The sequence below is a fragment of the Apilactobacillus xinyiensis genome (genome assembly GCF_019656235.1).
GTDB lineage: Bacteria > Bacillota > Bacilli > Lactobacillales > Lactobacillaceae > Apilactobacillus > Apilactobacillus xinyiensis.
Map to the genome: position 1 here is coordinate 17,775 of NZ_BPLL01000012.1, position 25,861 is coordinate 43,635.

The 25,861-nt window shown below is 31.4% G+C and carries 28 protein-coding genes, 5 tRNA genes and 1 other annotated feature; of the genes, 4 read left to right on the plus strand and 29 right to left on the minus strand.

Features of this window, described 5'->3' with window-relative positions; all coding sequences use genetic code 11:
• Window positions 1-9 precede the first annotated feature (9 nt).
• The 15 genes from rplJ to K5Q11_RS04005 all read right to left on the minus strand — a co-directional run bounded on the left by rplJ (window position 10) and on the right by K5Q11_RS04005 (window position 11,690).
• Entirely contained in the window at window positions 10-519 is a 510-nt protein-coding gene (gene rplJ, locus K5Q11_RS03935) for a 50S ribosomal protein L10 (protein ID WP_220727949.1), read from the minus strand.
• 24 nt (window positions 520-543) lie between these two features.
• Window positions 544-659 (minus strand) — a sequence feature (ribosomal protein L10 leader region).
• An 89-nt stretch (window positions 660-748) separates the two neighbouring features.
• On the minus strand, window positions 749-1,441 hold the full coding sequence (gene rplA / locus K5Q11_RS03940) for a 50S ribosomal protein L1 (protein ID WP_220751307.1): 693 nt from the start codon (window positions 1,439-1,441) through the stop codon (window positions 749-751).
• Between the two features lie 100 nt (window positions 1,442-1,541).
• Window positions 1,542-1,967 carry a 50S ribosomal protein L11 gene (gene rplK / locus K5Q11_RS03945; protein ID WP_054657955.1) on the minus strand — a complete coding sequence of 142 codons (426 nt, stop codon included), beginning with the start codon at window positions 1,965-1,967 and terminating at the stop codon, window positions 1,542-1,544.
• 120 nt (window positions 1,968-2,087) lie between these two features.
• Window positions 2,088-2,636: a transcription termination/antitermination protein NusG gene (gene nusG, locus K5Q11_RS03950; protein WP_220727951.1), complete on the minus strand. Its 549-nt coding sequence runs from the start codon at window positions 2,634-2,636 to the stop codon at window positions 2,088-2,090.
• 106 nt (window positions 2,637-2,742) lie between these two features.
• Entirely contained in the window at window positions 2,743-2,916 is a 174-nt protein-coding gene (gene secE, locus K5Q11_RS03955; RefSeq protein WP_220727952.1) for a preprotein translocase subunit SecE, read from the minus strand.
• Window positions 2,917-2,934: 18 nt separating this feature from the next.
• Window positions 2,935-3,084, minus strand: coding sequence for a 50S ribosomal protein L33 (gene rpmG / locus K5Q11_RS03960; protein WP_220751308.1), 150 nt, complete (start codon window positions 3,082-3,084; stop codon window positions 2,935-2,937).
• Window positions 3,085-3,126: 42 nt separating this feature from the next.
• Window positions 3,127-3,711 carry a sigma-70 family RNA polymerase sigma factor gene (locus K5Q11_RS03965; protein WP_220751309.1) on the minus strand — a complete coding sequence of 195 codons (585 nt, stop codon included), beginning with the start codon at window positions 3,709-3,711 and terminating at the stop codon, window positions 3,127-3,129.
• A 123-nt stretch (window positions 3,712-3,834) separates the two neighbouring features.
• Window positions 3,835-4,356, minus strand: coding sequence for an NYN domain-containing protein (locus K5Q11_RS03970; RefSeq protein WP_220727955.1), 522 nt, complete (start codon window positions 4,354-4,356; stop codon window positions 3,835-3,837).
• A gap of 17 nt (window positions 4,357-4,373) precedes the next feature.
• Window positions 4,374-5,129 carry a 23S rRNA (guanosine(2251)-2'-O)-methyltransferase RlmB gene (gene rlmB, locus K5Q11_RS03975; protein ID WP_220751310.1) on the minus strand — a complete coding sequence of 252 codons (756 nt, stop codon included), beginning with the start codon at window positions 5,127-5,129 and terminating at the stop codon, window positions 4,374-4,376.
• Window positions 5,119-5,541: a Mini-ribonuclease 3 gene (locus tag K5Q11_RS03980; RefSeq protein ID WP_220727957.1), complete on the minus strand. Its 423-nt coding sequence runs from the start codon at window positions 5,539-5,541 to the stop codon at window positions 5,119-5,121. The genes rlmB and K5Q11_RS03980 overlap by 11 nt, the downstream gene beginning before the upstream one ends.
• 3 nt (window positions 5,542-5,544) lie before the next feature.
• Window positions 5,545-6,951, minus strand: coding sequence for a cysteine--tRNA ligase (gene cysS / locus K5Q11_RS03985; protein ID WP_220751311.1), 1,407 nt, complete (start codon window positions 6,949-6,951; stop codon window positions 5,545-5,547).
• A gap of 127 nt (window positions 6,952-7,078) precedes the next feature.
• Window positions 7,079-8,569 carry a glutamate--tRNA ligase gene (gene gltX, locus K5Q11_RS03990; protein ID WP_220727959.1) on the minus strand — a complete coding sequence of 497 codons (1,491 nt, stop codon included), beginning with the start codon at window positions 8,567-8,569 and terminating at the stop codon, window positions 7,079-7,081.
• A 91-nt stretch (window positions 8,570-8,660) separates the two neighbouring features.
• Window positions 8,661-9,740, minus strand: a complete 1,080-nt coding sequence (locus K5Q11_RS03995; RefSeq protein WP_220751324.1) for a PIN/TRAM domain-containing protein — start codon at window positions 9,738-9,740, stop codon at window positions 8,661-8,663.
• Window positions 9,741-9,758: 18 nt separating this feature from the next.
• Window positions 9,759-11,138 (minus strand): DNA repair protein RadA, encoded by a 1,380-nt coding sequence (gene radA, locus K5Q11_RS04000; RefSeq protein WP_220751312.1) that lies wholly within the window; start codon window positions 11,136-11,138, stop codon window positions 9,759-9,761.
• A gap of 15 nt (window positions 11,139-11,153) precedes the next feature.
• Complete coding sequence (locus K5Q11_RS04005) at window positions 11,154-11,690, minus strand: dCTP deaminase/dUTPase family protein (protein WP_220751313.1); 537 nt, start codon at window positions 11,688-11,690, stop codon at window positions 11,154-11,156.
• 246 nt (window positions 11,691-11,936) lie between these two features.
• Here K5Q11_RS04005 and rpiA point away from each other — a divergent pair, with 246 nt between their 5' ends.
• The gene (gene rpiA, locus K5Q11_RS04010) at window positions 11,937-12,620 is read left to right on the plus strand and encodes a ribose-5-phosphate isomerase RpiA (RefSeq protein WP_220727962.1); all 684 of its coding nucleotides are present in this window, start codon (window positions 11,937-11,939) and stop codon (window positions 12,618-12,620) included.
• 114 nt (window positions 12,621-12,734) lie between these two features.
• On the plus strand, window positions 12,735-14,081 hold the full coding sequence (locus K5Q11_RS04015; RefSeq protein WP_220751314.1) for a C1 family peptidase: 1,347 nt from the start codon (window positions 12,735-12,737) through the stop codon (window positions 14,079-14,081).
• 69 nt (window positions 14,082-14,150) lie between these two features.
• Here K5Q11_RS04015 and K5Q11_RS04020 read toward each other — a convergent pair whose 3' ends face one another.
• Both K5Q11_RS04020 and K5Q11_RS04025 read right to left on the minus strand, forming a co-directional pair.
• Complete coding sequence (locus K5Q11_RS04020) at window positions 14,151-14,819, minus strand: 2,3-bisphosphoglycerate-dependent phosphoglycerate mutase (protein WP_220751315.1); 669 nt, start codon at window positions 14,817-14,819, stop codon at window positions 14,151-14,153.
• Window positions 14,820-14,842: 23 nt separating this feature from the next.
• Entirely contained in the window at window positions 14,843-15,790 is a 948-nt protein-coding gene (locus K5Q11_RS04025) for a DMT family transporter (protein WP_220751316.1), read from the minus strand.
• A 233-nt stretch (window positions 15,791-16,023) separates the two neighbouring features.
• On the opposite strand from K5Q11_RS04025, the gene K5Q11_RS04030 reads away from it, so the two are divergent.
• Window positions 16,024-17,136: an LCP family protein gene (locus tag K5Q11_RS04030; RefSeq protein WP_251067906.1), complete on the plus strand. Its 1,113-nt coding sequence runs from the start codon at window positions 16,024-16,026 to the stop codon at window positions 17,134-17,136.
• Between the two features lie 103 nt (window positions 17,137-17,239).
• Here K5Q11_RS04030 and K5Q11_RS04035 read toward each other — a convergent pair.
• The 5 genes from K5Q11_RS04035 to K5Q11_RS04055 all read right to left on the minus strand — a co-directional run bounded on the left by K5Q11_RS04035 (window position 17,240) and on the right by K5Q11_RS04055 (window position 21,116).
• Window positions 17,240-17,325: transfer RNA gene (locus tag K5Q11_RS04035), tRNA-Leu, on the minus strand.
• Between the two features lie 63 nt (window positions 17,326-17,388).
• Entirely contained in the window at window positions 17,389-18,273 is an 885-nt protein-coding gene (locus K5Q11_RS04040; RefSeq protein WP_251067907.1) for a homoserine kinase, read from the minus strand.
• A 9-nt stretch (window positions 18,274-18,282) separates the two neighbouring features.
• Window positions 18,283-18,717 (minus strand): SprT family protein, encoded by a 435-nt coding sequence (locus K5Q11_RS04045; RefSeq protein ID WP_220751319.1) that lies wholly within the window; start codon window positions 18,715-18,717, stop codon window positions 18,283-18,285.
• Window positions 18,718-18,811: 94 nt separating this feature from the next.
• Window positions 18,812-19,639 (minus strand): NAD(+) synthase, encoded by an 828-nt coding sequence (nadE, locus tag K5Q11_RS04050; RefSeq protein ID WP_220751320.1) that lies wholly within the window; start codon window positions 19,637-19,639, stop codon window positions 18,812-18,814.
• A 13-nt stretch (window positions 19,640-19,652) separates the two neighbouring features.
• Window positions 19,653-21,116: a nicotinate phosphoribosyltransferase gene (locus tag K5Q11_RS04055; protein ID WP_285289891.1), complete on the minus strand. Its 1,464-nt coding sequence runs from the start codon at window positions 21,114-21,116 to the stop codon at window positions 19,653-19,655.
• An 87-nt stretch (window positions 21,117-21,203) separates the two neighbouring features.
• Between K5Q11_RS04055 and K5Q11_RS04060 the strand changes: the two genes are divergently transcribed.
• Window positions 21,204-21,923 carry a WecB/TagA/CpsF family glycosyltransferase gene (locus tag K5Q11_RS04060; protein ID WP_220751321.1) on the plus strand — a complete coding sequence of 240 codons (720 nt, stop codon included), beginning with the start codon at window positions 21,204-21,206 and terminating at the stop codon, window positions 21,921-21,923.
• 20 nt (window positions 21,924-21,943) lie between these two features.
• Here the strand turns inward: K5Q11_RS04060 and K5Q11_RS04065 are convergent, their stop codons facing one another.
• The 7 genes from K5Q11_RS04065 to K5Q11_RS04095 form a co-directional block, all read right to left on the minus strand.
• Window positions 21,944-22,645 carry a GntR family transcriptional regulator gene (locus tag K5Q11_RS04065; protein ID WP_220727970.1) on the minus strand — a complete coding sequence of 234 codons (702 nt, stop codon included), beginning with the start codon at window positions 22,643-22,645 and terminating at the stop codon, window positions 21,944-21,946.
• Window positions 22,646-22,666: 21 nt separating this feature from the next.
• Window positions 22,667-23,452 carry a pyrroline-5-carboxylate reductase gene (gene proC, locus K5Q11_RS04070; protein ID WP_220751322.1) on the minus strand — a complete coding sequence of 262 codons (786 nt, stop codon included), beginning with the start codon at window positions 23,450-23,452 and terminating at the stop codon, window positions 22,667-22,669.
• A 71-nt stretch (window positions 23,453-23,523) separates the two neighbouring features.
• Window positions 23,524-23,595: transfer RNA gene (locus tag K5Q11_RS04075), tRNA-Gln, on the minus strand.
• 7 nt (window positions 23,596-23,602) lie between these two features.
• Window positions 23,603-23,685, minus strand: a tRNA-Tyr gene (locus tag K5Q11_RS04080).
• A 185-nt stretch (window positions 23,686-23,870) separates the two neighbouring features.
• Complete coding sequence (locus K5Q11_RS07490) at window positions 23,871-25,499, minus strand: peptide MFS transporter (protein WP_251067908.1); 1,629 nt, start codon at window positions 25,497-25,499, stop codon at window positions 23,871-23,873.
• A 160-nt stretch (window positions 25,500-25,659) separates the two neighbouring features.
• Window positions 25,660-25,732, minus strand: a tRNA-Thr gene (locus tag K5Q11_RS04090).
• 55 nt (window positions 25,733-25,787) lie between these two features.
• Window positions 25,788-25,860, minus strand: a tRNA-Asn gene (locus K5Q11_RS04095).
• Between the last annotated feature and the right edge of the window lies 1 nt (window position 25,861).

The window sequence follows — 25,861 nt, forward strand, 5'->3', positions numbered from 1 at the left end:
ATTTTTTATTTAGGCAGCATCGCCATCGTTATCTTTTTCTGAAACAGCCTTAACAGCAAGAGCAAACTTGCGGACAGGGTCTTGTAAGATGTTTGCAAGAGTTGAAAGTAATTCTTCACGACTAGGTAATGTAGCGAATGTATTAATTTCATCCAATGTAGCAATCTTGTCTTCGATAATACCACCCTTGATTTCAACGGCATCAGTATTATCAGCAAATTTCTTTAAGATCTTTGCAGGAGCAACAGGGTCTTCGTTTGAGAAAGCAACAGCAGTAGGACCACTGAATACTTCGTCAAGACCTTCGTAACCAGTTGCATCAGCAGCACGTTTTACAATGTTGTTTTTAATAACACTGAATTGAACACCTGCATCACGCAATTGTTTACGTAAATCAGTTACTTCGGCAACACTTAAACCACGGTAGTTAACAACAATAGCTGAAACAGCTTCTTCGAATTGTTTAGTAACTACATCAACTTTTTTTGCTTTAGCATCAATTACATCTTTTTTTGGCATTAGTTTCACCTCCCAAATTTTTTGGGATTTAATAAAAAATCCCTATGCCTACCAAAACATAGAGAGAACTTTAAAAATTCTCCTCGTCAGGATATTAAGAGTAAACTCACCTGAGTCTTAGGTAGACTAAATCGCATATTTAATTAGCAGTATTAATTTACCATATAATTTTAATATGGTCAATTAGGGATTTTTATATTAATTAAATTCCAAGTTTAATCAATTATCTCTAAAATGAATCTAAAGCAACTTTAACCCCAGGGCCAAATGTTGTAGAGATTGATAAGTTAGAAATGTAAGTACCACGTACTGAAGCTGGACGATTCTTAACAATCAATTCTTCAATTGCTTTGAAGTTACCAACTAATTTGTCAGCATCAAATGATGATTTACCAATGATAACTGCAACGTTACCATCACGGTCAGTACGGTAAGTAACCTTACCTGATTTTGAATCTGAAACAGCTTTAGCTACATCCATAGTTACTGTTCCAGTCTTAGGGTTAGGCATTAAACCTTTTGGTCCAAGTACACGTCCTAAACGTCCAACTTGAGCCATCATGTCTGGAGTTGCAACAGCAACGTCAAAGTCTAACCATCCATCTTGGATTTTTTGAGCTAAATCTGCTTCACCAACAACATCCGCACCGGCTGCTTCTGCTTCTTTGGCTTTGTCACCTTTAGCAAAAACAATTACCTTTTGGTCTTTACCTGTACCATTTGGTAAAACAACGGCACCACGTAATTGTTGGTCAGCTTGTTTAGTATCAACGTTTAAGTTAAAAACAACTTCTACAGTTGAATCAAACTTAGCGTAATCAATTTTTTTTACTAGTTCAACTGCTTCTTCAACAGAGTATTCCTTTGTACGGTCTACTTGTTTAAGAGCATCTTGGTATTTTTTACCTCTTTTTTGAGCCATCTGTGTTTTTTCCTCCTTGCAATTGTGGTTGTAACGGATAAACCTCCCACATAATGTACGAGAAACGTACATTATGGTACTACTTTAGAAAAATATAAGATTAACCTTCAACAGTGAATCCCATACTACGTGCAGTACCTTCGATCATACGCATTGCGGCTTCAACATCAGCTGCGTTTAGATCTTTCATTTTAGTTTCGGCAATTTCCTTAACTTGGTCTTTAGTTACACTAGCAACCTTCTTAGTGTTAGGTTCACCGGAACCATGTTCTACACCGGCAGCCTTCTTCAATAGAATTGAAGCAGGTGGTGTCTTAGTAATGAAATCAAATGAACGATCTTCGTATACGGTAATTACAACTGGGATAAGCATTCCTGCTTGATCTGCAGTACGAGCATTAAATTCTTTTGTAAATCCCATAATGTTAATACCAGCTTGACCCAATGCAGGTCCAACTGGAGGAGCGGGTGTTGCTTTAGCCGCAGGGATTTGTAATTTAACTACGTTAGCTACTTTTTTAGCCACGAGATATACCTCCTTAAGTCTGTGTGTGGTAAAAATTGGAGATTAATATTTCTCCTCCCACTTAGTATGCACAAACATACTAATATAATATATCATTTTATATTAAAATGCACAACCATTTTATTGAATTGTTTGAACTTGATCAAAATCTAGTTCTGCACTTGTTTCTCTACCAAACATATCAACAATTACTTTTAGCTTACCTTTTTCATCATTCTTTTCGGTAATTTTACCAACTAAACCAGCAAATGCACCTTCAGTAACTGTAACAGAGTCACCTACTTCAGCATCTAATTTTTGACGTTTTTTAGCAACACCTAAACGACTTAAAATAAGTTCTACTTCATCTGGTAATAATGGAGTTGGTTTACTCCCTTGACCATGTGAACCAATAAAACCAGTAACTCCAGGTGTATTTCTAACAATGTACCATGCTTGATCAGTCATTACCATTTCAACTAATACATATCCAGGAAAAGTTTTATCCATTTTAACTTTATCTTTACCATTTTTAACTTCATGTTCTTCAGTTTCAGGAACTACAACGCTAAAAATGTAATCTTGCATACCCATAGATTCTTTTCTAGATTCTAGGTTCATTTTAACTTTATTTTCATATCCTGAATAAGTATGAATTACATACCATTGTTTTTCATTTGATTCTACCATTATGTCATTTACTCCCCTTTAAAATCCAAAATAAAAAAACTTCGTAATTAACGAAGTTCCTATGTCTGTAACTACATATTATATTAATTTATTATATTTATCAATATTAAACTAAGTGCAATGCGTATTGAACTAAGAAGTCAACAACTGCAAAAAAGATTGCAAACATAATTGACATACCTATAACAGTAGATGTATCAGTTTTAGTTTGTTTAGCATTTGGCCAAACAACTTTTTTCATTTCAGATTTAACATTTCTAAAAAATCCAAATAATTTCATTTCATTTCTCCTTTAAAATCATTTTGTTTCCAAATGTAAAGTAGATTCTCCACACTTTTTACAAAACTTTTTTATAGCAAAACGTTTTTCTCTATCTGTTTTAGCAGACGTATTGTAGTTTCTAGAACCACATTTAGAACATGCCAAAACTATTTTTTGTTGAGCCATAAAATTACCCACCTAATCATCAAAATATTACCATTAAAATACTCAAAACGTCAATTTATTAAATTTTACTCGGCATCTTTCAAAAGCGTTATTAACTTTAGATTCATCACAATGCTGTTCTAAAGCAATTTCAGAAAATCTTTTTCGATTAAATAATGCAATTAAAATGTTTTTTTCAAATTCTGAACAAACTGAAATTAATCTAATAAATTTTTCTTGCAAGATTAATCGTTCTTCCGGACACACCGCTAAACTATCAGCAATCGTATCTGACAAAAATTGTTCATCACTATTAAAAGATGTTTGCATCGAAATTGGGACTCTTTTTTGAGCATTACTTTTACGTATCATATCAAAGCATTTATTTTTAAGCCCCATTTTGAAAAACACGCCAAAGTTAATCATTTTTTCACAATCATATTTTTGCACAGAATTTAACATTACTAATGTTGCTTCCTGAAACCAATCATCAATATCAATGTTATGTAAATAATAAGTTTTCCAAAGTTTATTTACTAACGGTTTATATTTAACAAATAGTTCTCTTACTGCACATTCATCACGAGAGTTAATTTTTCTTATTAGTTCTAAATCTTGTAAGTAGGAATCGCTTTTATAGTACATCATTCACCTCATAAATTGTTATAAGGCTATAAATTAAATGAATAAGCATACTCATTCAAGCGAACATACGTTCTAGATGTCAACAATTTATATATACCAATTTATTTGTATAAATATATTTATAAATTACTTTGATAAGTCATCTCTTAACTTTTCTAAAATCATCATTTGGTCAGGTGTAATTGTATTTCTTATCGCTTTAATCTGATTTTTATAACTTTTAACCTCATGTTTTATTTCGGTTTTAGCTCGTTTTATATCACGCAATAATTCTCTTGCTGGTAATCTTAAAGCACCAGCAGAAAACACAGTCCACTGTTCAGCTTGATCAGAGGTTACCACGATAACTTGTAAAAAACGAGATTGCTTTTTTCTAACAAATGCCTCTATATAAGAATCAGCAGTTTCATTTTTGCTAGTCCAAATAATATCTAAATTATAATGTTTATCTTTTTTAGACAAACCTGGTACATACATAGCGTCAAAAATAACAATTACATTTAACTCCCGATACTTTTTGTATTCGGAAATTTCTTTTAACAGTTCATCACGTGCATCAGCTAAACGATTTTCTAGTTTCATTTGGTTTAAATTGGGCCAGTTTCCAATTACATTATATCCATCAATAACTAATAATTGTTTTTTCAAAGATACACACCACCTAACTATAGTGGGTGTCTAGAACTATAACCTTGGTACATTAATAGGCTAGCTGCAACACTTGCGTTTAAACTTTGAAGCTCTCCTACCATTGGAATGGTTAACATTTGATCAACATTCTTTTTAAGCAAGGGTGATATGCCTTTTCCTTCATTTCCAATAACGATGGCTGATGCTCCTTTACCATCCCATCTACGATAATCAGTTCCGTTCATATCAGTACCAAAAATCCAGACACCATTTTCTTTTAAATATTTTACCGTGTTAATTAAATTAGTAACTCTCACTACAGGTACTCTTTCAATTGCTCCGGCAGATGTCTTAGCTACTGTTGAAGTAATTCCTACAGCTCGATGTTTAGGAATTATTACCCCATTAACTCCACTAGCATCAGCAGTTCTAATAATGGAACCTAAATTATGAGGATCTTCAATGTTATCTAAAATCAAGAAGAAAGGCGCTTCTTCTCTCTTTTTAGCGTTCTCAAAGATATCTTCTAAACTAGCATAGTTGTATGGAGAAACTGATAATACTACTCCTTGATGATTTTGATTATCAGATAACAAGTCTAGCTTTTGTTTAGGTACTACTGAAATAACTAACCTTTTTTGCTTGGCTAATTTAATTATTTCTGAAATAGATTTTTCATCTTTTTTTATACCATTTTGCAAGAAAACTTTATTTATTTCTTGCTTTCCACGTAATGCTGATACTACCGGATGACGACCAATTATAAAATCACTTTGATCACTATTTTTCATATTTAGTTCTCCCTGCATCTATTTGTTCAATACACCAATCACATAATTCATCTAAACGTTCTTGTTGATGGCTTAATGATAAATAACCCATTAAAGCCTCAAAACCAGTAGATATACGATAAGTAATTACACTAGTATTCTTAGCATGTGTATAACTTTTAGCGTTACGACCGCGTTTAAAGACTGATATTTCATCTGCAGATAATTTATCGTCATTTAACATCAAATCAATTAGTGCAGCTTGTGCTTTTGCCGAAACATATTTACGGGCCGTTTTTTGTAAATGATTAGGTTTAGTTAAACCAATCCCTAACAAATGTTTTCTAACATATACTTCATATATAGAATCGCCTAAATAAGCTAAAGCAATTGCATTTAGTTGATTATAGTCAACTTCTTGTTCTTTTATCATTGATTATTCCCTTCTGAAGCGAGTTCCTTGAGCTGTATCTTCAAGAATTATTCCCTTTGATTTCAAGTCTTCTCTAATCTCGTCACTACGTGCAAAATTACGTTCTTTACGTGCATTATTACGTTCTTCAATCAGACTTTCAATTTTCGCGTCATTTAAAGTTTCTAATTGTAATTTAACCCCAAAAATACTAGCCATATTAGATAACTTTTTCAAAATTAAATTTATAGTATCTTTGAATACATATTCTCTTTCTGAATAAACGTTACCCAACTTTGCCAGTTCATAAACTTTAGCAATTCCATTTTGAACATTAAAATCATCATCCATAGCATCTTGAAAGTCTGCTTGGATTTGTCTTATCTCTTGATCTATTTTAGGATCATTAAACTCATCAGCATTATTCAAACGATATGATAAATTATTATATGCAGTTTGAATTTTTTTCAAATTATTAGATGCTACTTCTAAATTTTTTTGATTATATTGAATAGGTCGACGGTACTGAGTGGTTGACATTAAGAACCTAATTACTTGTGGATCTACTTTCTTAACCAGTTCATGTACGGTTACGAAATTGCCAAGGGATTTACTCATTTTTTCGTTTTCATCACCAACAGTTACAAATCCATTATGCATCCAATACTTAACAAAAGGTTCACCAGTTTTAGCTTCACTTTGCGCACGTTCATTTTCATGATGTGGAAATTCCAAATCTTCACCACCACCATGGATATCAATCGTACTGCCTAAATATTTAGTAGCCATTACCGAGCATTCAATATGCCATCCAGGACGACCTTTACCCCAAGGAGATGACCAAGAAATTTCACCTGGTTTGGCGGGTTTCCATAAAACGAAATCAATAGGATCTTCTTTTAAAGCAAGCTCGGCATCATTAACATGTTCACTAGCTCCAGATTCTAAATCATCAATACTTTCATGAGCTAATAATCCATAAGATTTAAATTTTCTAGCGCGATAGTAAACATTTCCACTATTTTCATATGCAAAGCCATCTTTAATAAGCACTTGAATAAATTTAATAATATCTTCAATGTTATCAGTAGCTTTAGGGTTTTTAGTAGCTGGTTCCACATTCAAGGCTTTAACATCTTCATTATAAGCATCAATGTATTTATCAGTTAAAGTCTTAACATCAGTACCTTGTTCATTAGCAGCTTTTATAATTTTATCGTCTACATCGGTAAAATTAGAAACATAGTTTACTTGATATCCACAATATTCCAAATATTTTCTAATAGTATCAAATGCGACAACACTTCTGGCATTACCAATATGAATATAGTTGTAGACTGTGGGCCCACAAACATACATATTAACAATTCTTTGATGAATTGGTTCAAAAGTTTCTTTTTTTCTAGTTAATGTATTATATATACGTAGCAAATTGGGCACCTCTAATTCTGTTAATGTTACAATTCACTTTATTTTATCATAATTTGAATATTTATTTTAAGCAATAATAAAAGGACTGGCCATAATTAACCAGTCCAATTACCATATTTATAAATTATTATTTATTAATTTGCTTTAAAGTTTGATCAATATGTTCTAAAGCTTTTTCTCTACCAATTAATTCAATTGATTCTGGTAGTTCTGGTCCATGCATTTCATGAGTTACCGCAATTCTAATTGGCATCCATAATTTACGACCTTTAATACCGGTATCTTTTTGAATAGATTTAATAGTGCTTAGGATTTCTACCTTATCAAAAATGTCAATTTTACTAATACGTTCAGCAAATTCTTTTAGAACTACTGGAGCAGTATCATTATTAATTTCTTCTAAGGATTCACCATCTATTTGTTCTGGTTCATTAAAGAAAACACTGGCCATTTCATTAATTTGAGCCATGTAGCTCATTTGTTGTTTATAAACATTAATTAACTTACGTGCCCATTCAATTGTTTTAGCATCAGGTTGTTTAGGTAAGTTACCCTTAGCAATCAATTGACGTAATGCTAAATCCATAACTACATCTTCATCACTAGATTTAACATATTGATTATTGATCCATTCTAATTTTTTATTATCAAAATTAGCAGGTGACTTACTCAAACGGTTTTCATCATACATCTTGATAAATTGTTGTTTAGAGAAGATTTCATCTTCACCCTTTGGAGACCAACCTAGTAATGTAATAAAGTTAAACATTGCATCTGGTAAGTATCCTAAGTCTCTATATTGTTCAATAAATTGAATAATTGATTCATCACGTTTACTCAATTTTTTACCAGTATCAGCACTAGTGATTAAACTCATATGACCAAATTTAGGAGCTTCCCAACCAAATGCTTCATACATCATTAATTGTTTAGGTGTATTAGCAACATGGTCATCACCACGGAAAACATGTGATATTTTCATTTCGTGGTCATCAACAATAACCGCAAAATTATAAGTAGGCATTCCATCACGTTTAACAATGACAAAGTCACCACCGATGGTATCTGAGTTAAAGGAAACATGTCCTTTTACAATATCATCCCATGCATATTCAGTATTTTTAGGTACTCTAAAACGAATAACTGGTTTTAAACCTTTAGCTTCCGATTCAGCCATTGATTGTTTAATTTCTTCATCAGTCATACCAGCATATTCATATTCATAATGAGGCATAACGCCGCGTGCACGTTGTTCTTCACGATCAGCAGTTAATTCTTCTTCTGTACGGTATGAGTAGTAAGCTTTATCTTCATCTAATAACTTTTGAATTAATGGAGTGTAAATAGATTTTCTTTCAGATTGTCTATATGGTCCATATTCACCAGGCTTATCTGGACCTTCATCCCAATCTAAACCTAACCATTTTAGATTATCTAGTTGACTTTTTTCACCATCAGCTACATTTCGTTTAGTATCGGTATCTTCTATACGAATTATGAACTTTCCCTTATTATGTCTTGCAAATAAGTAATTAAAAATAGCAGTTCTTGCGTTACCGATATGTAAATGTCCTGTAGGACTTGGTGCATATCTAACACGAATAGAGTTCTTAGCCAATGCGTATTCTCCTCTTTATAATAAAATTTAATCTTTAATATCAATATAAGTTTACAATGAAAAAAAGTAAAAATAAAGTGCTCACAAACTATTATTTATCAATTTTAGCAAATATCATTTTACCAGCATCAGTTTGTAGGGCACTAGTAACTGTAACATTTAATAATTGATTCATATGATCACGACCTTCTTCGACAACCACCATAGTTCCGTCATCTAAGTAGGCCACTCCTTGTCTTCTTTCAGTTCCCTTTTTAACTACAGTAACTTGCATAGATTCACCAGGTAAAACTTTTTGTTTTAGAGCATTAGATAATACGTTAATGTTCAAAACATTAACTTTTTGAAATGAAATAACCTTATTTAGGTTGTAATCATTAGTAACGATTACCCCATTAATGTCCTTAGCCAGTTGAATTAGTTTACTGTCTACTTCAGATATTTGTTTGTAATCTTTATCATACATTTCAATCGGCATAATTTTTTCACTTTGCAATTTATTTAAGATGTCGAGTCCTCTACGTCCTCTAACACGTTTAACACTATCACTAGAATCAGCAATATATTGCAATTCATATAAAACGAAGTTTGGAACTACTAATGTTCCTTCCAAAAAACCAGTTTTTACTAAATCATAAATACGCCCATCAATTAAAATATTAGTATCCAATATTTTATAGTTATTATTTTTAACATTTGAGCTACTACTAGAATTATTACGTTTAATACTAAAATGAAAAAGTTTACCCCAATCATTAATTCTAGTAGTTCCCAAAATAAATCCAAAATATCCTAAGAAAAGCATTAAAACAATTGGAATAATAGTGTTAATTAAGAATGTCTGGGATCTAAATAAAACGATAGAAACTAAAATTGCTAAAACTAATCCCAATATCATTCCAATTACACCCATTAATAAATATAATGGACTTTTTCTTGAAAGATATTTTTCTGTTCGGTCTAACATATTTTTAATCTGATTTGTTAATAAAAATGATAGTCCTAGAAAAATTAAACATCCTAAGATAAAGTCAGTAAAAATATTATTTAAAAATTTTACGTTGTAAAAATTGACTACAAACCAAAGGTCAGGTAGATAAACAATTCCAATGGCTCCACCAATTATGGTTAAAATAGATTGAATAATTCTGGTTCGATTTAAAGATTTCATTCCCATTTGAACTCCTTTCTATCCTATTGCAATTTTTAGAGCTTCAGATAATGTAGAAACTCCTACAATTTCAATATCTTTAGGATAATTCCATCCATTTAAATTATTTTTAGGCAACAATACTCTTTTAAAGCCTAATTTTTTTGCTTCAGCTACCCTAGATTCGATTCGACTAACTCTTCTAATTTCACCGGTCAAACCAATCTCACCAATATAGCAATCAGTTGCATTAGTGCCTATGTTTTTATAACTAGAAGCTATACTTACCGCAATTGCTAAATCAATTGCTGGCTCATTCAATTTTACACCACCTGCAGCTTTTAAATAAGCGTCTTGATTTTGCAACATTAAACCTGCTCTTTTTTCTAAAACTGCCATTAATAGAGCAACCCGGTTACGATCCAGTCCAGTTGCAGTTCTTTGCGCATTACCAAATACTGACTGTGTGATTAGCGCTTGAATTTCAACTAAAATCGGTCGAGTTCCCTCCATAGAGACCACAATTGCTGAACCGGTAGCATTTTTTAAACGTTCTTCTAAAAACACTTCCGAAGGATTAGATACTTCTTTTAACCCTTCACCACGCATTTCAAATATTCCTAGCTCATCAGTAGAACCAAAACGATTTTTTACGGCACGTAAAATACGATATGAATGATGCATATCACCTTCAAAATATAAAACTGTATCAACCATATGTTCTAAAGTTTTTGGACCAGCAATAGCTCCACCTTTAGTAACATGGCCAACTACAAATACTGTAATTCCATTACTTTTAGCTATATTCATTAATTCCGCTGTAATCGCCCTTACTTGTCCAATGGAACCGACATTTGAATCTACTTCTGGTTCTTGAATGGTTTGAATTGAATCAACAACTACAATATCCGGATTAATATCGTTAATAGCTGAACGAATCAACTGCATATCAGTTTCTGGATAAATATAAACCTGTGAGTTGTCCACTATTAGGCGATCAGCTCGCATTTTAATTTGATTAGCACTTTCTTCGCCTGAAACATATAATACCTTTTGTTTTCTTTGACTTAATTGTCCTGAAATTTGTAATAGCAGTGTTGATTTACCAATCCCCGGGTCACCACCAATTAAAACTAGTGAACTCGGAACGACACCACCACCCAATACGCGGTTAAATTCTTCAGATTCAGTTTCTATTCTAGGTTCATCTTGTGCTTTTATTTCACCAATTAGTTCTGGCTTGGTATGATTACTATTGCTAGCTGAGTTAAAACTACTAACGCGTGTTTTACTACTAGTACTTTGTACTTTTTCTTCTACAAATGTATTCCACTTTGAACAATTAGGACAACGCCCTAAATATTTTGGTGAAATATATCCACAATCTTGACAAACAAATTGGGTCTTTAATTTTGCCAATTAAATTCCCCCTTATTATTTTCCTGAAGATCCAAAACCACCATTACGTTTTGTTGTGATAGCATCTTCATTGTCTACAGTTAAAAATGGCATAAATATACCTTGTCCTATACGTTCACCTTTTTTTATTTTTCGATCAGTTAAGCCAAAATTCATTAACTGAATATAAATTTCACCTTCATTTTTTTCGTTATTATAATAATCAGCATCAATAACTCCAATTCCATTAGGTAAAATCATATTTCTCTTAAGTGGTCCACTAGAACGATTAGCAATAATCAATACTTCATCAGATTGCATATATGCCTTTATACCTGTAGGCACCAGCAAAGGTTTTATAATTTGGTGAGCTTTTTCCATATTATCATTAGAAATTGATTTTTCATGTTTTAAAGCCCATAAAACTTTTAAAAATCCTAACTTCCAAATTGAAGGCAAGACGAAATCACTTGCACTCTCAAAATCATAACCAGCAGATTGTTGAGTTGCTCTGCGAGGTAAATTAATGTTTTTATCTTTATACTTTGAAACTATTTCAAATCCACGTTTCATAATCCACATCCTAAAATAAATTTTAATAATATCATATGCTATTTTAAAACAAATATCATGCTACATAAATACGTTTTTTTATTTGACAAACACTTATTAAGCATAGAAAATTATAGTAATGGGTTTAAATATATGTTTTAATTATTAAGGATTATACTAAATTAACGAATTTATTTATACTATGTCTAACATTTAATTTATAACACACTCAGAGTATTTAAAATATATAGAGGAGAAATTTATGCTATGGATAAAGAATCAATGAAAAAAATAGCTGGTCAAGAGGCTGTTAAATATATACAAGATGGAATGACCGTTGGTTTAGGCACTGGTTCCACTGTTAAATATCTTTTAGATGCACTGGGTGCAAGAGTTGTAAATGAAAATTTAAGAATAATTGGTGTTCCCACTTCTAACCGTTCAGCTAAAAGAGCTCGCGACTTAGGAATTGAAGTTAGAAGTATTGATGATGTTGACCATATTGATTTAACTATCGATGGAGCAGACCAAATCGACGAAAATTTCCAAGGAATTAAGGGTGGCGGAATTGCTCATTTACGAGAAAAAATTGTTGCAATTAATTCTGATAAAAATTTATGGATCGTTGATGACACCAAAATGGCTAAAAATTTAGGCTCTTTTCCACTTCCCTTAGAAGTTACTCCTTACGGAAGTACACATTTACTAAAAAGATTAGATTCAATGGGATTTAATCCTAAGTTTAGAACTAACGCAAAGGGCCAGCACGTTTTAACACATGCTGATAACTACATTATTGATTTAAATTTAGGATATATTGAACATCCCCATCAACTAGAAAAAGTATTGAACAATATGACTGGGATTGTAGAACACGGTCTATTTTTAGACATTGTTGATGTTGTAATTGCTGGTACTAGTGAAGGTCCAAAAACTTTCAAAGCAAGATAATTTTAATTTTTTTCTAATAAAAAAGCACCTAGTATATCTATACTAAGGTGCTTTTTTGGTTGGTAATATTAGAAATATGATGTACAATATTAAAATAATAAGGGAGGAATTTTCATGGGAAAAAGTATTAGTTTAGATGATGTACAAAAATATCAAAATAATCTTAACGAAAGAAAAGAAGCTAAGGTAATGCAAAGATCCATTAGTAATGATGGAATTTCAAATGCAGCAACCGACTTAAAAGCTCAAGGAAAAATGGATCCCGTATTTTCAGTAGAATTAGATACTGGTGAAGTTGCTAACCAAAAACGTAGTGGCCGTTGTTGGATTTTCGCCGCTTTAAACACAATGAGACACCACTTGGCTGATGTGTTTAACATTAAAGGCGACTTTGAATTATCACAAAGTTATACTTTCTTCTGGGATAAATTTGAAAAATCAAATTGGTTTTTAGAAAATGTTTTAAAAACTGCTGATCAACCTCTTACTTCTAGAAAAGTTGCTTGGTTAATGGAAACACCTCAACAAGATGGTGGTCAATGGGATATGTTGTGTGCCATTGTCAATAAGTATGGAGTAGCACCTAAAGCTGCTATGCCAGAAACTGCCAACAGCAGTGACTCAAGCTCATTAAACGCTGTTTTAAACTTAAAATTAAGAAAAGATGCTTCTATTTTGAGAAAAATGGTTGCAGATAATGAAAATGAATCAGCAATTTCAGCTAAAAAAGATGAAATGCTTAATGAAATCTACCGTATGCTAGTTTATTCTCTAGGTGAACCAGTTAAGGAATTTAATTTTGAATATCGTGATAAAGATAAAAACTATCACATTGACAAAAATTTAACTCCAAAATCATTCTTTGATAAATACGTTAATGTTAATTTAGATGACTATGTTTCAATTATCAACTCACCTACCGATGACAAACCATACAACAAGACATACACTGTCGAAATGTTAGGAAATGTTGTCGATGGCAGACAAGTAAAACATTTAAACTTAGACATTGATGAATTTACTAAATTAGCAGTTAAACAACTTGAAAACGGTGAAAGTGTTTGGTTTGGTAGCGATGTTGTCCAAAAATCAGATCGCAAAAACGGTATCTTAGATGATAACTTATTTGTGGAAGATGAACTATTTGACGTAGATTTATCATTAACTAAAGCTGAACAACTTGACTATGGTCAAAGTGTTATGGACCACGCTATGGTATTAACTGGTGTGGACATTGTTGATGGTCAACCAACTAAATGGAAAGTTGAAAACAGTTGGGGTAACAAAGTTGGTACTAAAGGATATTTTGTAATGAGTCATTCATGGTTTAAGAAATTTGCATACCAAGTTGTTATCAATAAAAAATATTTATCAGATGCTCTACAAAAGGCACAAAGCGAAAAGCCAGTCGTTTTAGACCCTTGGGATCCAATGGGAACTTTGGCATTTAACGAAAAATAATTTATAATTGTATCTGTAGTTTATCAAGCAGTAAAAAGCGTGGATTAATATCCACGCTTTTTTACTTTGCTATATTATTTTTTTATCTATTATCTCCATTCGACTATTCAATGTATAAATTATAGGTTGAGCATTAGGTACTTCAACTGCATTAAGTTCATCATCAGAAATTTTTTCTAAAAATTTAATTAAAACTCGTAAAGTAGATCCATGAGCTACTACTAACTGATTCTTATTATTGATTAGATTAGGAGCTATATAATTAACCCAATATGGAATTAACCTTTTATAGGCCATTGATAAGCTTTCGCCTAACGGTTCTAATATCCCACAGTTACAATAATTAAAAATAGCATCTGAAGGATTCAATAGTGGTGGTAAACCATAAAAACCTCGTCGCCAAGTATTAAACTTTTCAATACCGTATTTTTCTTTTATTAATTGTTTATTTTTACCACGTAAGGCTCCATAATGTCTTTCATTTAAACGCCATGACTTGTGCTCATCAATATATAATTGATTAATTTCTTCCAAAACAATATTAGCTGTCTTAATTGCTCTTAGTAAAAGCGATGTGTGCACATCTGAAAAATGTAAATTTTCAGAAAATAATTTCTGCCCAGCTAAGTGAGCTTGTTCTTCTCCAGCATTAGTTAAAGGAACATCATTCCAACCAGTAAATATATTATTTTTATTAGCCAAACTTTGTCCATGACGCATAATAACTAGCTTAACCAACTTATCATCTTCTTTAATTGTTTTTATGCCTTCATTCCAGAATTTTTAGTTTCAATTTGATTACCAACAAAAGTAATTACAGAACCAATTAGAATTATAATTATTCCAATGATTGTATTTAAAGTAATATGCTCACCAATCAATATCATAGCTAAAATGGGGGCCAATCCTGGTTTAATGAAAAATACTAATGATGCCATTGAAACTCCAGACAGGTCCATAGCTAAGAAATAAAAAGCAAATCCCCCACCTGTGACACATACACTAACAAAAAATAGAATCCAAAAATAATTCAAATTAACATTTTGTATTATGGGCATACTAGCAAAATCTTTCAACCAATTAATTGAAGCCATTTTATTGGATATAAATGGAACATGTGACAATGAAATTAGTATAAGTAGTTCAATTGAACCTATTAGAAAAGTATAACAAGTCATTTTTAAGCCACTATATCCTGTCACGAAAGAACCCCATCTAGTAACAATACTATAAAGTCCAAACGTTATCGCTGAACCAATTGCCAATGAAAGTCCTAACGGATTAGTTAAATTAACCGGATTAACAATTACTAGCAAACCAATAACCGATACAACAAGTGATATAAAACTAACTCTAGTAATCTTTTCTCTTAGAATTAAAAGTGCAAATAAAATAGCAAAAATAGGATTGCAGCTAAACAACACCGCTACGGTAGATGCCTTATCATACACGACTGCAAATTGAAAAAGCGTCATACTTACAACAACACATAAAAATCCAGTTAACATAAAAATTAGTATATTCTTTATCTTAAAGCCAATTTTAGCATGATCACTAAGGGTAAATGGAATTAAGACTAATCCACCTATAAAAAAACGAATTAAATTTAACTGAATGGGATTGAAAGCACCACCTGCACTTTTAAGTGCTATTTCCATAGAACTAAACATAAAGGTTGAAATTATTATGTATAAAAAAGTTTTTCGCAAAATAAAAAATCTCCTTTTCCAAATAAAATTGTGCAAAAATAATAAAAAAATGATAATATAGTGTATCTGAAAGCTACTAAATATTTGTTATAATTAAAAAAAGAATAAATAATATTATTTTTTATTGATATATAATAATAAAGTTAGTAGCATTTGAATTATAACATAACGTACTTTACTGTTATTATTGTATTAAAGTACATACAATATATAAATAAGAACGAGGAATGTATATGCAAAATCAAAATAATGATAAGAATAATATAACTAAGCGAAGTAATTCCACACACTATAAGAAACGTAACCATAAAGCATTATGGATTATATTTTTTATTGTACTAGCTGCAATTGTATTTGGATTGTTCAAAGGTTATGGTGCTTATCAAAAAGCTGAAAAAACTTTTAACAAAGCCTATGAAGCTGGAGATACAAATAAACTTAGAAATGTTTCAAATGTTATATCTCAAAACAAGCCTCTATCAATCTTATTGCTAGGAACTGATACTGGAGCTTTAGGAAGACATGATACTGGTAGAACTGATACTTTAATTTTAGCGACTGTAAATCCTAAAAAAGAAACTATTCATTTAACTAGTATTCCTAGAGATACTAAAGTAACTGTTCCTGGTGATTCTCAACCATATGAAAAAATCAATGCTGCTTATACAATTGGAGGGCCATCATCAGCTGTACAAACTGTACAAAACTTATTAAACGTCCCTATTGATTTCTATGCAATTGTAAACATGGGTGGTTTAGAAAAAATGGTTAATGCTGTTGGTGGTGTCGAGGTTAATCCTAAGTTAACTTTCCATTATGGAGCTGCAAATGTGGTTAAAGGACAAAAAGTATTATTAAATGGAAAACAAGCTTTAGATTATTCTCGTATGCGCCACGATGATCCTTTGGGAGATTATGGACGCCAAGCGCGTCAAAGAGAAGTTCTTCAAAAACTAGTTATGAAGGGTATGAATATTTCTTCATTACCAAGATATAAAGAAATATTGAATTCTATTTCTGGAAATCTAAAAACTGATATGAAATTCAATGACATGTTAGCTATTAGAGAACGTTATGGAAACGCTACACATCATATCAAATCAGAAACGCTACAAGGACAAAATGCTGTTTTTGATGGAATTGATTATGAAGTTCCTTCAGATGATGAATTACTAAAAATAACCAATAACATTAGAGGTAGTTTAGGACTAAACACATTCAGTTCATTATCAGAAGCTCAAAATCAAACCGATGATAATGGAAATGGTAGTAATAATGGTTCTTCTTCAACCAATTCTAATGGATATAGCTCTTCTAATGCTTATAGCAGTCAAAATGCATATTAAAAAAACAGCCTAAGTAGTTATATCAGCTACTTAGGCTGTTTTTTATTGATTATAGTTAAAATAAAAAAGACTTCTAAAACATTAGTTTTAGAAGTCTTTTTTATGCGGCCAAGAAGATTCGAACTTCCACCGAGATAATTCCCGACAAGATCCTTAATCTTGCGCGTCTGCCAATTCCGCCATAGCCGCATTACGTACTGTAATTATATAATAACAAATTTAATTTGTATTGGCAATAATATAATTATTAATTTATTCGCCTCTCACCTGAGCACCATCGCTAGCAACATCTATAATTCTTAAACTACCTTGAAAATCTTGATCACTTAAAGCATCTCTAATTTGATTAAGTTCAGATTCTGTACCTAAAGTAACGACTGTAGAGCCAAAGCCACTAAGGTAAGTACTGTGTACTCCTACCCGATGTGCAATCTTTCTAATTAAGTTTAGGCTATTTCCATCATCTGATGAAATGTATTTGTAAAAGTGATCCAATTCCATCATAGATGTAGCCTTACTCCATTCATTTGACATAATTGCAGCTACGAAAACATTTGAAAAGCTGCTGGCATTTACAGCATCTCTATAGCTAATTTTGTCATCGTTATGGGATAATTGTTCATAAACGTCACTATTTTTAATGGAAATCAAGGCTTTAATATTTTTAGGAATTGTAGTTTTTACCGTTGTGGCTAAATTGCCATCAAAAGTAGAAATAGTTAAATCACCTAAAATAGCTGAAGCAATATTATTAGAATGTTTTTCCATACGAGAGCCTATGTTTATTTGCTCATCTAATGATAAGTTCATTTTACCTAAAGCATTAGCAATTTTTATTCCGGCAACAATCGCTGTTGTACTTGATCCTAAACCATGCATTACTGGTATATCTGACATAACAGTTAATTGATGTGGTTTTATATTATGATTTACTTTTAAAATAGTTTTTACAATCAAATTATTTTCATCATGTGGAATATTTTCACCTAAAGCATGATTAACTCGCCACTCACTAGTGGGTTCTTCAACAATAACGGTATAATATAATTTCAAAGCAATTCCAATTGAATTAACTCCTGGACCTAAATTGGCCGAAGTAGCTGGAATGCGAACAATAATCTTGCCCAATTTTTTCATCTCCATTTGTCATGATAATTTTATATTACCGTGGCATTTACTACATACATATTTTAAAGAATTAATCTTTCTATGTCTAATATAAACACAACCACATTTTTGACAAACATATTTTAAATTTTTTTGACGTTCTAAGATGGGTACATATCGGATACCTTCTACTTGGTTCAATAAATCAATAAACTTTTTGGTATTATGACGTCCTGAATATCCTAAAAGGTGTAAGTGGTAATGGCATAGTTCATGTTTAATAACCCCTAATAATATATCATAAGAATACTTTTCTAAAATTTTTGGGTTTATATCAATACAATGTGATTTTAAATTATATCTACCTCCAGTAGTCTTAAGTCGATAATTAAAAAAAGCTTTATGTAAAAATTTTCTATCAAAATACTTTATAGATATTTTTTTTACAAGTTCATTAAGCTGCTCATCAGTCATGCAATCATTTCTTTCATAGTTATTTAAATAAATTACGTAAAATAAGACTATAAAAATGAAAAATGCAAGCAATAAAATTGCTTGCATCAAACGATTATTTCCAAAAATCGTCGTAAATATTGATTGGTAAATGACGTTTATGCTCAGTTTTAATATACCAATTTTCTATTTTCTCTGCTGAATCATTAGCTATTTCTCTACCCTCTAGGTAATTATCAATGTCATCATAAGTAACACCAAGAGCTACTTCATCTGGTAAAGCTGGTCTATCATCTTCTAAATCAGCTGTAGGAGTCTTTTGATAAAGATGTTTAGGTGCATTTAACACTTCCAGCATTTCCTTGCCTTGACGTTTATCTAAACGCCAAATTGGGGTAATATCAGCTGCACCATCACCATACTTGGTATAAAAACCTGTAATAGCTTCAGCAGCATGATCAGTACCTAAAACAGCCCCTTTTTCTTCACCTGCTACTGCATATTGAACTATCATACGTTCACGAGCTTTTATATTCCCTTTGTTGAAATCAGAAATATTTTCACCAGCTACTTCTAAAGCTTTAACAGCAGCATCAGCCATCGGTTTAATGTCAACTCTTAAAACTTTATCAGCTTGCATAAATGAAATGGCATCCATGGCATCTGATTCATCTGCTTGAGTTCCATAAGGTAAACGTACAGCAATAAATTTATAATCATTATCGCCAGTTTCATCCCTTAATTCTTGAATTGCCATTTGTGATAATTTTCCAACTAAAGTTGAATCTTGTCCCCCAGAAATGCCTAGCACTAAAGATTTTAAAAAGCTATTTTTCTTAAGATAACTTTTTAAAAAATCAATACTATTGCGAATTTCAGTTTTTGCATCTATTTCTGGTTTAACTTTTAGAGTTTCAATAATTTCTTTTTGTAATTTACGCATTTTAATCATCTCTTTAATAATCCAAATTTTGAATAAATTTATGCACTTTTTTAATGATAGCCATTTTGTTATCCCAACATTTTTGAGATAAATCGACTGGATAATCTTGTGGATTTAATTCACGCTTGTACTCTGGCCACAATGAAGCTAATGCATTAGCTGAATACTTTTTAATTTCAGATAATTGTGGCTGTTGGTATACTAATTTTCCGTTTTCAAAAATATCTTTCAATAACGGTTTAGCTTCAAAATCAGTAATAGTTTTGTTGATATAAGTAAATTGTGGATGGAACATGTATATACTATCTTGATTTTGTGGATTTTCATCACTTAAGGCAATATAATCGCCTTCAGATTTTCCATCTGCACTTTCAGTAATACGCCAAACTTGCTTTTTACCAGGAGTAGATACTTTTTCAGCGTTGTTAGATATTTTGATGGTATCAATCATTTGACCGTCTTTATTTTCCACAGAAACCATCTTATATACAGCTCCTAAAGCTGGTTGGTCAAATGCTGTAATGACTTGAGTTCCGACGCCCCATACGTCAATTTTAGCGTCCTGCATTTTCAAACTAGTAATTGTTTTTTCATCTAAATCATTAGAAGCAATTATTTTAGCATCTTTATATCCTGCATTATCTAGCATTTCTCTAACTCGTTTAGATAAGTATGCCATATCACCAGAATCAATTCTAACTCCTGCAAAATGGATTTTATCACCCATCTCATTTGCAACTTTAATGGCACTCGGTACGCCACTTTTAATAGTGTCGTAAGTATCAACTAAAAAAACACACTCCTTATGTGTTTCTGCATAAGCTTTAAACGCATCATAGTCATCCCCATACAATTCTACTAATGAATGCGCATGCGTTCCACTAATTGGAATGCCAAACTTTTTACCAGCTAATACATTTGAAGTTGAATCAAATCCACCAATGTAAGCTGCACGAGTTCCCCAAATAGCAGCTGATGTTTCTTGGGCACGACGACTACCAAATTCCAAGAGTGGGTCATTATTAGCAGCCATTCTAATTCTAGAAGCCTTAGTTGCAATTAGAGTTTGATAATTAACCATATTAAGTAATGCTGTCTCAATCAATTGACATTCGGCAACAGTCCCTTCAATTTGCATAATAGGCTCGTTATTAAAAACTAACTCTCCTTCTAAAGCCGACTTAATATTTCCATTAAAAGTAAAATCATGCAAATATTGCAAAAATTTTTCTGAATAGTTACCAGTTGAACGCAAAAATTCAATATCTTCATCTGTAAAATTAAGATTTTGAACATAATTAATAACTCGTTCTAAACCGGCAAATATTGCGTAACCATTTTCAAAAGGCATTTTTCTAAAAAACATTTCAAAAACCGCACGCCTATTTTGAATTCCCTTTTCAAAATAAGTTTGCATCATATTAATTTCATAAGCATCAGTATGCATTGTTAAATTATCACAGTTAGACGAACTCAAGATAATTAATTCCTCCTAATGTATCGCTTTTTATTGTCTTTTATTTTATCATTAATTAAATAAATAATCATATTGAAAGGAAATAAAATGAGTAATACAAGTAAGATTTTAGGAATCGATTTCTACAATAATTCTTTTAATAATTTCTGTAAAGAAATAGAAATTAAAGCTAGTAACAGACAAAACACTTTTATAGTAACTGCTAATCCTGAAATAGCTCTTAATGCTTATCAAGATGAGTCGTTTTTAGAAATAGTAAAGCAAGCTGATTTTGTAGTTCCAGATGGTATCGGAATTGTGAAAGGTGCTAAAATGTTAGATCTTCCCATGAAAGAAAGAATATCTGGATATGATATCTTTTTGCATATGCTTGATTGGGGCAACAAAAATCACAAGTCAGCTTACTTTGTTGGCGCTAAACCAGCAATAATGAGCAAAATGAAAGATGTCATTAAAAAAACTTATCCTAATTTAAAAATAGCTGGAATTCAAGATGGCTATTTTAAAGATGAACTCAAAGTAGCTAAGTCAATTCAAAAATCAAATTCAGATATGGTATTCATAGCACTTGGATCTCCTAAGCAAGAATATTTTATTAATAAATATAGAGAAGTTAATAATGGTATATGGATTGGACTAGGTGGAAGTTTTGATGTTTTATCAGGAGAAGTTAAGCGAGCACCTCAGTTTTGGATAAATCACCATATAGAATGGCTATATAGATTAATTAAACAACCCAGCCGTATTGGTAGAATGATAGCTATCCCTAAATTTTTGAGATTAATTAAAAAACAAAAAAGATTGTAATTTATAAATTACAATCTTTTTTATTTTTCTAGATAAAATTCAAATCGCTCACTAACATATTGAGTTCTAACATATTCAAATGGTTGATTATTATGAAAAGAAGTTACCTGTCTAAGTAATAAAATGGGATCGCCCTTTTTAATATCTAAATAATCAGAAATCTGTTCAGACGCTAATTTAGCTGACACCGTTTGTTTAGCTTTAATAGGCACTAAACTCTTCTTTTGTTCCAAAGCCCCATATAAAGAACTAGTAACATCTTTTTTACTTAATCCTCTAATAAACTTACTAGGAATCGTTGCAACTTCAAAACATATTGGAATATCGTCACCATAACGAATTCTTTCCATTCTAAGAACTTTATCGTCTTGATTTATTTTTAATTTTTCCATCTCGCTTAAAGAAGGTTCAAGCGTATGATATGAAATAGTTTTACTAGATGGATTTTTACCTTGACTAATCATTATATCAGTAAAGCTAGTAATGCCAGACATCTTTTCTTGAACTTTTTGATTAGATACAAATGTACCTGAACCCACACGTTGTTCTAAAATGCCTTCATCTACTAATGTTTGGATAGCTTGACGTAATGTCATTCTACTAACTCCAAACTTAACAGCGAGCTTTCTTTCAGATGGAAGACGACTGCCAACATTCCATTCACCATTTTCAACTTTTTTTCTGATTGAATTGTGTATTTTAATATAAATTGGCACACCCATTGAAAAGCTCCTTAACTGAAATTAATCATCTTTAATTATAGAATCTATTCCCTTAGTTATAGATTTTTGAAAACCATGTTCTTCCATGGAAAGAAGTCCTTTAATAGTGTCTCCACCAGGTGAACAAACATCATCAATTAAACTATATGGAGTTTCATCTGATTCCATAACCATTTTAGAAGAACCTAAAACAGCTTTAGCCGCTATTTTAGTAGCTTGGTCTTTAGTTAAACCATATTTTACTCCTACTCTGCTTAAAGAATCAACAAATAAATAAGCATATGCTGGGGTACAACCACCCAAAATACCTGCAATATCAAAATTAGTTTCAGGTAATTCTAAAGAACTTCCAAAACTATTCAAAATTTCAATACTTTTATCTCTTAAATCGCCAGATAAGTTTTTATTATTTTTGTAAACTGTTAAGCCTTCACAAATTGAAGAATTGATATTAGGCAAAGTTCTTAAAATTGGTTGATCATAACTAGTAAGTTCTTCCAATCTATCAATTGTTAATCCAGAAACAATTGAAATCAAAACTTTATCATTGCTAAGATGTTCTCTAACTTCCGATAAAATATCTTGTACAGCATTAGGAGTGACAGCTAGAAATACAAAATCACTTTTATCTACAACTTCAACATTATTATCAACTGATGTTAAATTATATTCATTTGCAAATTTTTCATATTTTTGCTTATTTCTACTGTGAACAAATATATTCTTACTATCAAAAGATTTTGAAGCAACCATACCCTTTATAATTGCTTTAGCCATGTTACCAACGCCAATAAAACCTATATTCATAATAACATCTCCATAAATTTTGTTAATAAAAAAGCTGATTAACTGTAAACAATTAATCAGCTTTTATTTAGTTGGGCTAGCTGGGTTCGAACCAGCGCATGACAGGATCAAAACCTGTTGCCTTACCACTTGGCCATAGCCCAATAATAATGGAGGGGAGTGGATTCGAACCACCGAACCCGAAGGAGCGGATTTACAGTCCGCCGCGTTTAGCCAGACTTCGCTACCCCTCCGAAATAATTCATAATTATAACGAATTAACAATTAAATATTATACATATCAAATTGTTTTTTGTCAAGAAGTTTTTTTAATTAATTTATTTACTTGAATTAACTAACAACCAATCAACAAATAATATAATATAATATAATTAATAGATTGTCAACATTTTTTTATAATTATAAATTATTTTTTTTATTAATTTACACCTTTCATTAAACGTTTAACTGGTTTAACAAATAAAATTAAAATTAATCCAAATACAATTGCAAACAATCCAACAAACGCAAAATATTTAACTTCATTACCAGTATAATATTTTACGATTTGAGAGTTAATAGCTTGAGCAGCTGCATCTGCTAAAAACCACATACTCATCATTTGAGATGAGAAAGCTTTAGGTGCCAATTTAGTGGTTACAGAAAGTCCAATTGGAGAAATTAACATCTCAGCAATTTCAATGATTGCCCAACTACCTATTAACCAAAAAGGACTAACTTTACTAGTTCCAAACAATGAAACTGGTATTACCATAAATAAGTAAGATAGACCTGATATGATCATACCCATTACAAATTTTGAAGGTGAACTAGGTTGAGAATCTTTTAACTTATTCCATATAAACGCAAAAATTGGTGTGTATATCATTATAAATAAAGGATTCAAGGATTGATACCAAGAAGGCAAAATATTAATATGAAAAATGCTTTTGCTTTGTAGTCCAATAAACAATGAACTCAATACTAAAACTATAAAAGGTATAGATAAACTTAAATTAAAAACTTTTTTATTCTGAACTCGTTTATTTCCATAAACATAGCCAATTAAAATCATAACTGCAAGAACTAACAAAATAGATATAATTAAACCTTTGCTTAAGAAAATATCATTTTTTGTTTGTGTTCCAGCAAACATTGCAAGAACAACAGCACCCTGTTCTTCTATGGCCCAAAAAACTACTGCAGCTATAAATAATGGTATGTATGCCCAAACTCTAGATTTTTCAACACTATTTACCTTACTACTTGTTAACATGGTAATGAAGTAAACTATAGGTGTTAAAATAGCAATTATACTTAGTAAGGTTATAAAATTATCAATATTAAGTGATCCCATCACAAACATTAAACCTAATACTAATCCAAAACCAAATAGTCCAATTAAGCATCTAATAAACAATTTTTTTAAATCACTAGGCTCTAAAGGATTACTTGGATACATACTATCAGCACTTAATGTTTTTTTACCTTCAACATAATATTGAACTAAGCCAAAAAACATGCCAACCGCAGCTAATGAAAATCCTAAATGAAAATTAACTTGTAAACCTAGACTTCCTACTAACCAAGGCGAAACTAAAGATCCTAAGTTAATTCCAAACACAAAGATAGTGAAACCAGAATCTCTTCGTCGATCGGTTTTAGAATATAAATCACCCACCATATCTGAAACATTAGGCTTTAATAAACCAGTACCAAAAGTTATAAGTACTATCGACATAAACAGTGTAATTCCACCCATTGGAATTGATAATGCTATATGCCCTAACATTATCAAGATTCCTCCATAGAAAACAGTTTTTCTACTTCCAAAAATTCTATCACTTAAATAACCACCAAAAACGGAAGATAAATAAACTAAAGAACCATATATTGACATAATAGATAATGCGTTGGCTTGACTAAATCCTAGTCCACCATCTTTAATAGAATAATACATATAGTAAATGAGAATGGCTCTCATTCCATAATAACTAAATCTTTCCCACATTTCTGTGAAAAATAAAGTAGATAGACCCTGTGGTTGACCAAAGAATGAGCTATCCATTTTTTTAGAATCTTTACCCAAACAAATTTCCTCCAAACAATAATCATTTTAATACAATTACATTATGATTATACGCTCATTTTAATTTGTTATCAATTTGATAATAAATAGATTAAAATAAAAGCACTCATATTAAAAATATGAGTGCTTTTATAATTTATGCCGGCTGCAGGACTTGAACCTGTGACCCTCGGTTTACGATACCGATGCTCTACCAACTGAGCTAAGCCGGCAATTGAATACTATAAAAGTGCTAACTTATACAAGTCAGCACTTTTATAAACATAACTCCGGCAGGCGGGCTCGAACCGTCGACAACCTGATTAACAGTCAGGTGCTCTACCAACTGAGCTATGCCGGAA

Bases quoted from the DNA above. Each gene is read 5' to 3' on its own strand.
- rplJ (WP_220727949.1), bottom strand. From the start codon at position 519: ATGCCAAAAAAAGATGTAATTGATGCTAAAGCAAAAAAAGTTGATGTA.
- rplA (WP_220751307.1), bottom strand. From the start codon at position 1,441: ATGGCTCAAAAAAGAGGTAAAAAATACCAAGATGCTCTTAAACAAGTA.
- nusG (WP_220727951.1), bottom strand. From the start codon at position 2,636: ATGGTAGAATCAAATGAAAAACAATGGTATGTAATTCATACTTATTCA.
- secE (WP_220727952.1), bottom strand. From the start codon at position 2,916: ATGAAATTATTTGGATTTTTTAGAAATGTTAAATCTGAAATGAAAAAA.
- rpmG (WP_220751308.1), bottom strand. From the start codon at position 3,084: ATGGCTCAACAAAAAATAGTTTTGGCATGTTCTAAATGTGGTTCTAGA.
- K5Q11_RS03965 (WP_220751309.1), bottom strand. From the start codon at position 3,711: ATGATGTACTATAAAAGCGATTCCTACTTACAAGATTTAGAACTAATA.
- rlmB (WP_220751310.1), bottom strand. From the start codon at position 5,129: ATGAAAAATAGTGATCAAAGTGATTTTATAATTGGTCGTCATCCGGTA.
- K5Q11_RS03980 (WP_220727957.1), bottom strand. From the start codon at position 5,541: ATGATAAAAGAACAAGAAGTTGACTATAATCAACTAAATGCAATTGCT.
- K5Q11_RS03995 (WP_220751324.1), bottom strand. From the start codon at position 9,740: ATGAAATCTTTAAATCGAACCAGAATTATTCAATCTATTTTAACCATA.
- K5Q11_RS04005 (WP_220751313.1), bottom strand. From the start codon at position 11,690: ATGAAACGTGGATTTGAAATAGTTTCAAAGTATAAAGATAAAAACATT.
- rpiA (WP_220727962.1), top strand. From the start codon at position 11,937: ATGGATAAAGAATCAATGAAAAAAATAGCTGGTCAAGAGGCTGTTAAA.
- K5Q11_RS04015 (WP_220751314.1), top strand. From the start codon at position 12,735: ATGGGAAAAAGTATTAGTTTAGATGATGTACAAAAATATCAAAATAAT.
- K5Q11_RS04030 (WP_251067906.1), top strand. From the start codon at position 16,024: ATGCAAAATCAAAATAATGATAAGAATAATATAACTAAGCGAAGTAAT.
- K5Q11_RS04040 (WP_251067907.1), bottom strand. From the start codon at position 18,273: ATGAAAAAATTGGGCAAGATTATTGTTCGCATTCCAGCTACTTCGGCC.
- K5Q11_RS04045 (WP_220751319.1), bottom strand. From the start codon at position 18,717: ATGACTGATGAGCAGCTTAATGAACTTGTAAAAAAAATATCTATAAAG.
- nadE (WP_220751320.1), bottom strand. From the start codon at position 19,639: ATGCGTAAATTACAAAAAGAAATTATTGAAACTCTAAAAGTTAAACCA.
- K5Q11_RS04060 (WP_220751321.1), top strand. From the start codon at position 21,204: ATGAGTAATACAAGTAAGATTTTAGGAATCGATTTCTACAATAATTCT.
- K5Q11_RS04065 (WP_220727970.1), bottom strand. From the start codon at position 22,645: ATGGGTGTGCCAATTTATATTAAAATACACAATTCAATCAGAAAAAAA.
- proC (WP_220751322.1), bottom strand. From the start codon at position 23,452: ATGAATATAGGTTTTATTGGCGTTGGTAACATGGCTAAAGCAATTATA.
- K5Q11_RS07490 (WP_251067908.1), bottom strand. From the start codon at position 25,499: ATGGATAGCTCATTCTTTGGTCAACCACAGGGTCTATCTACTTTATTT.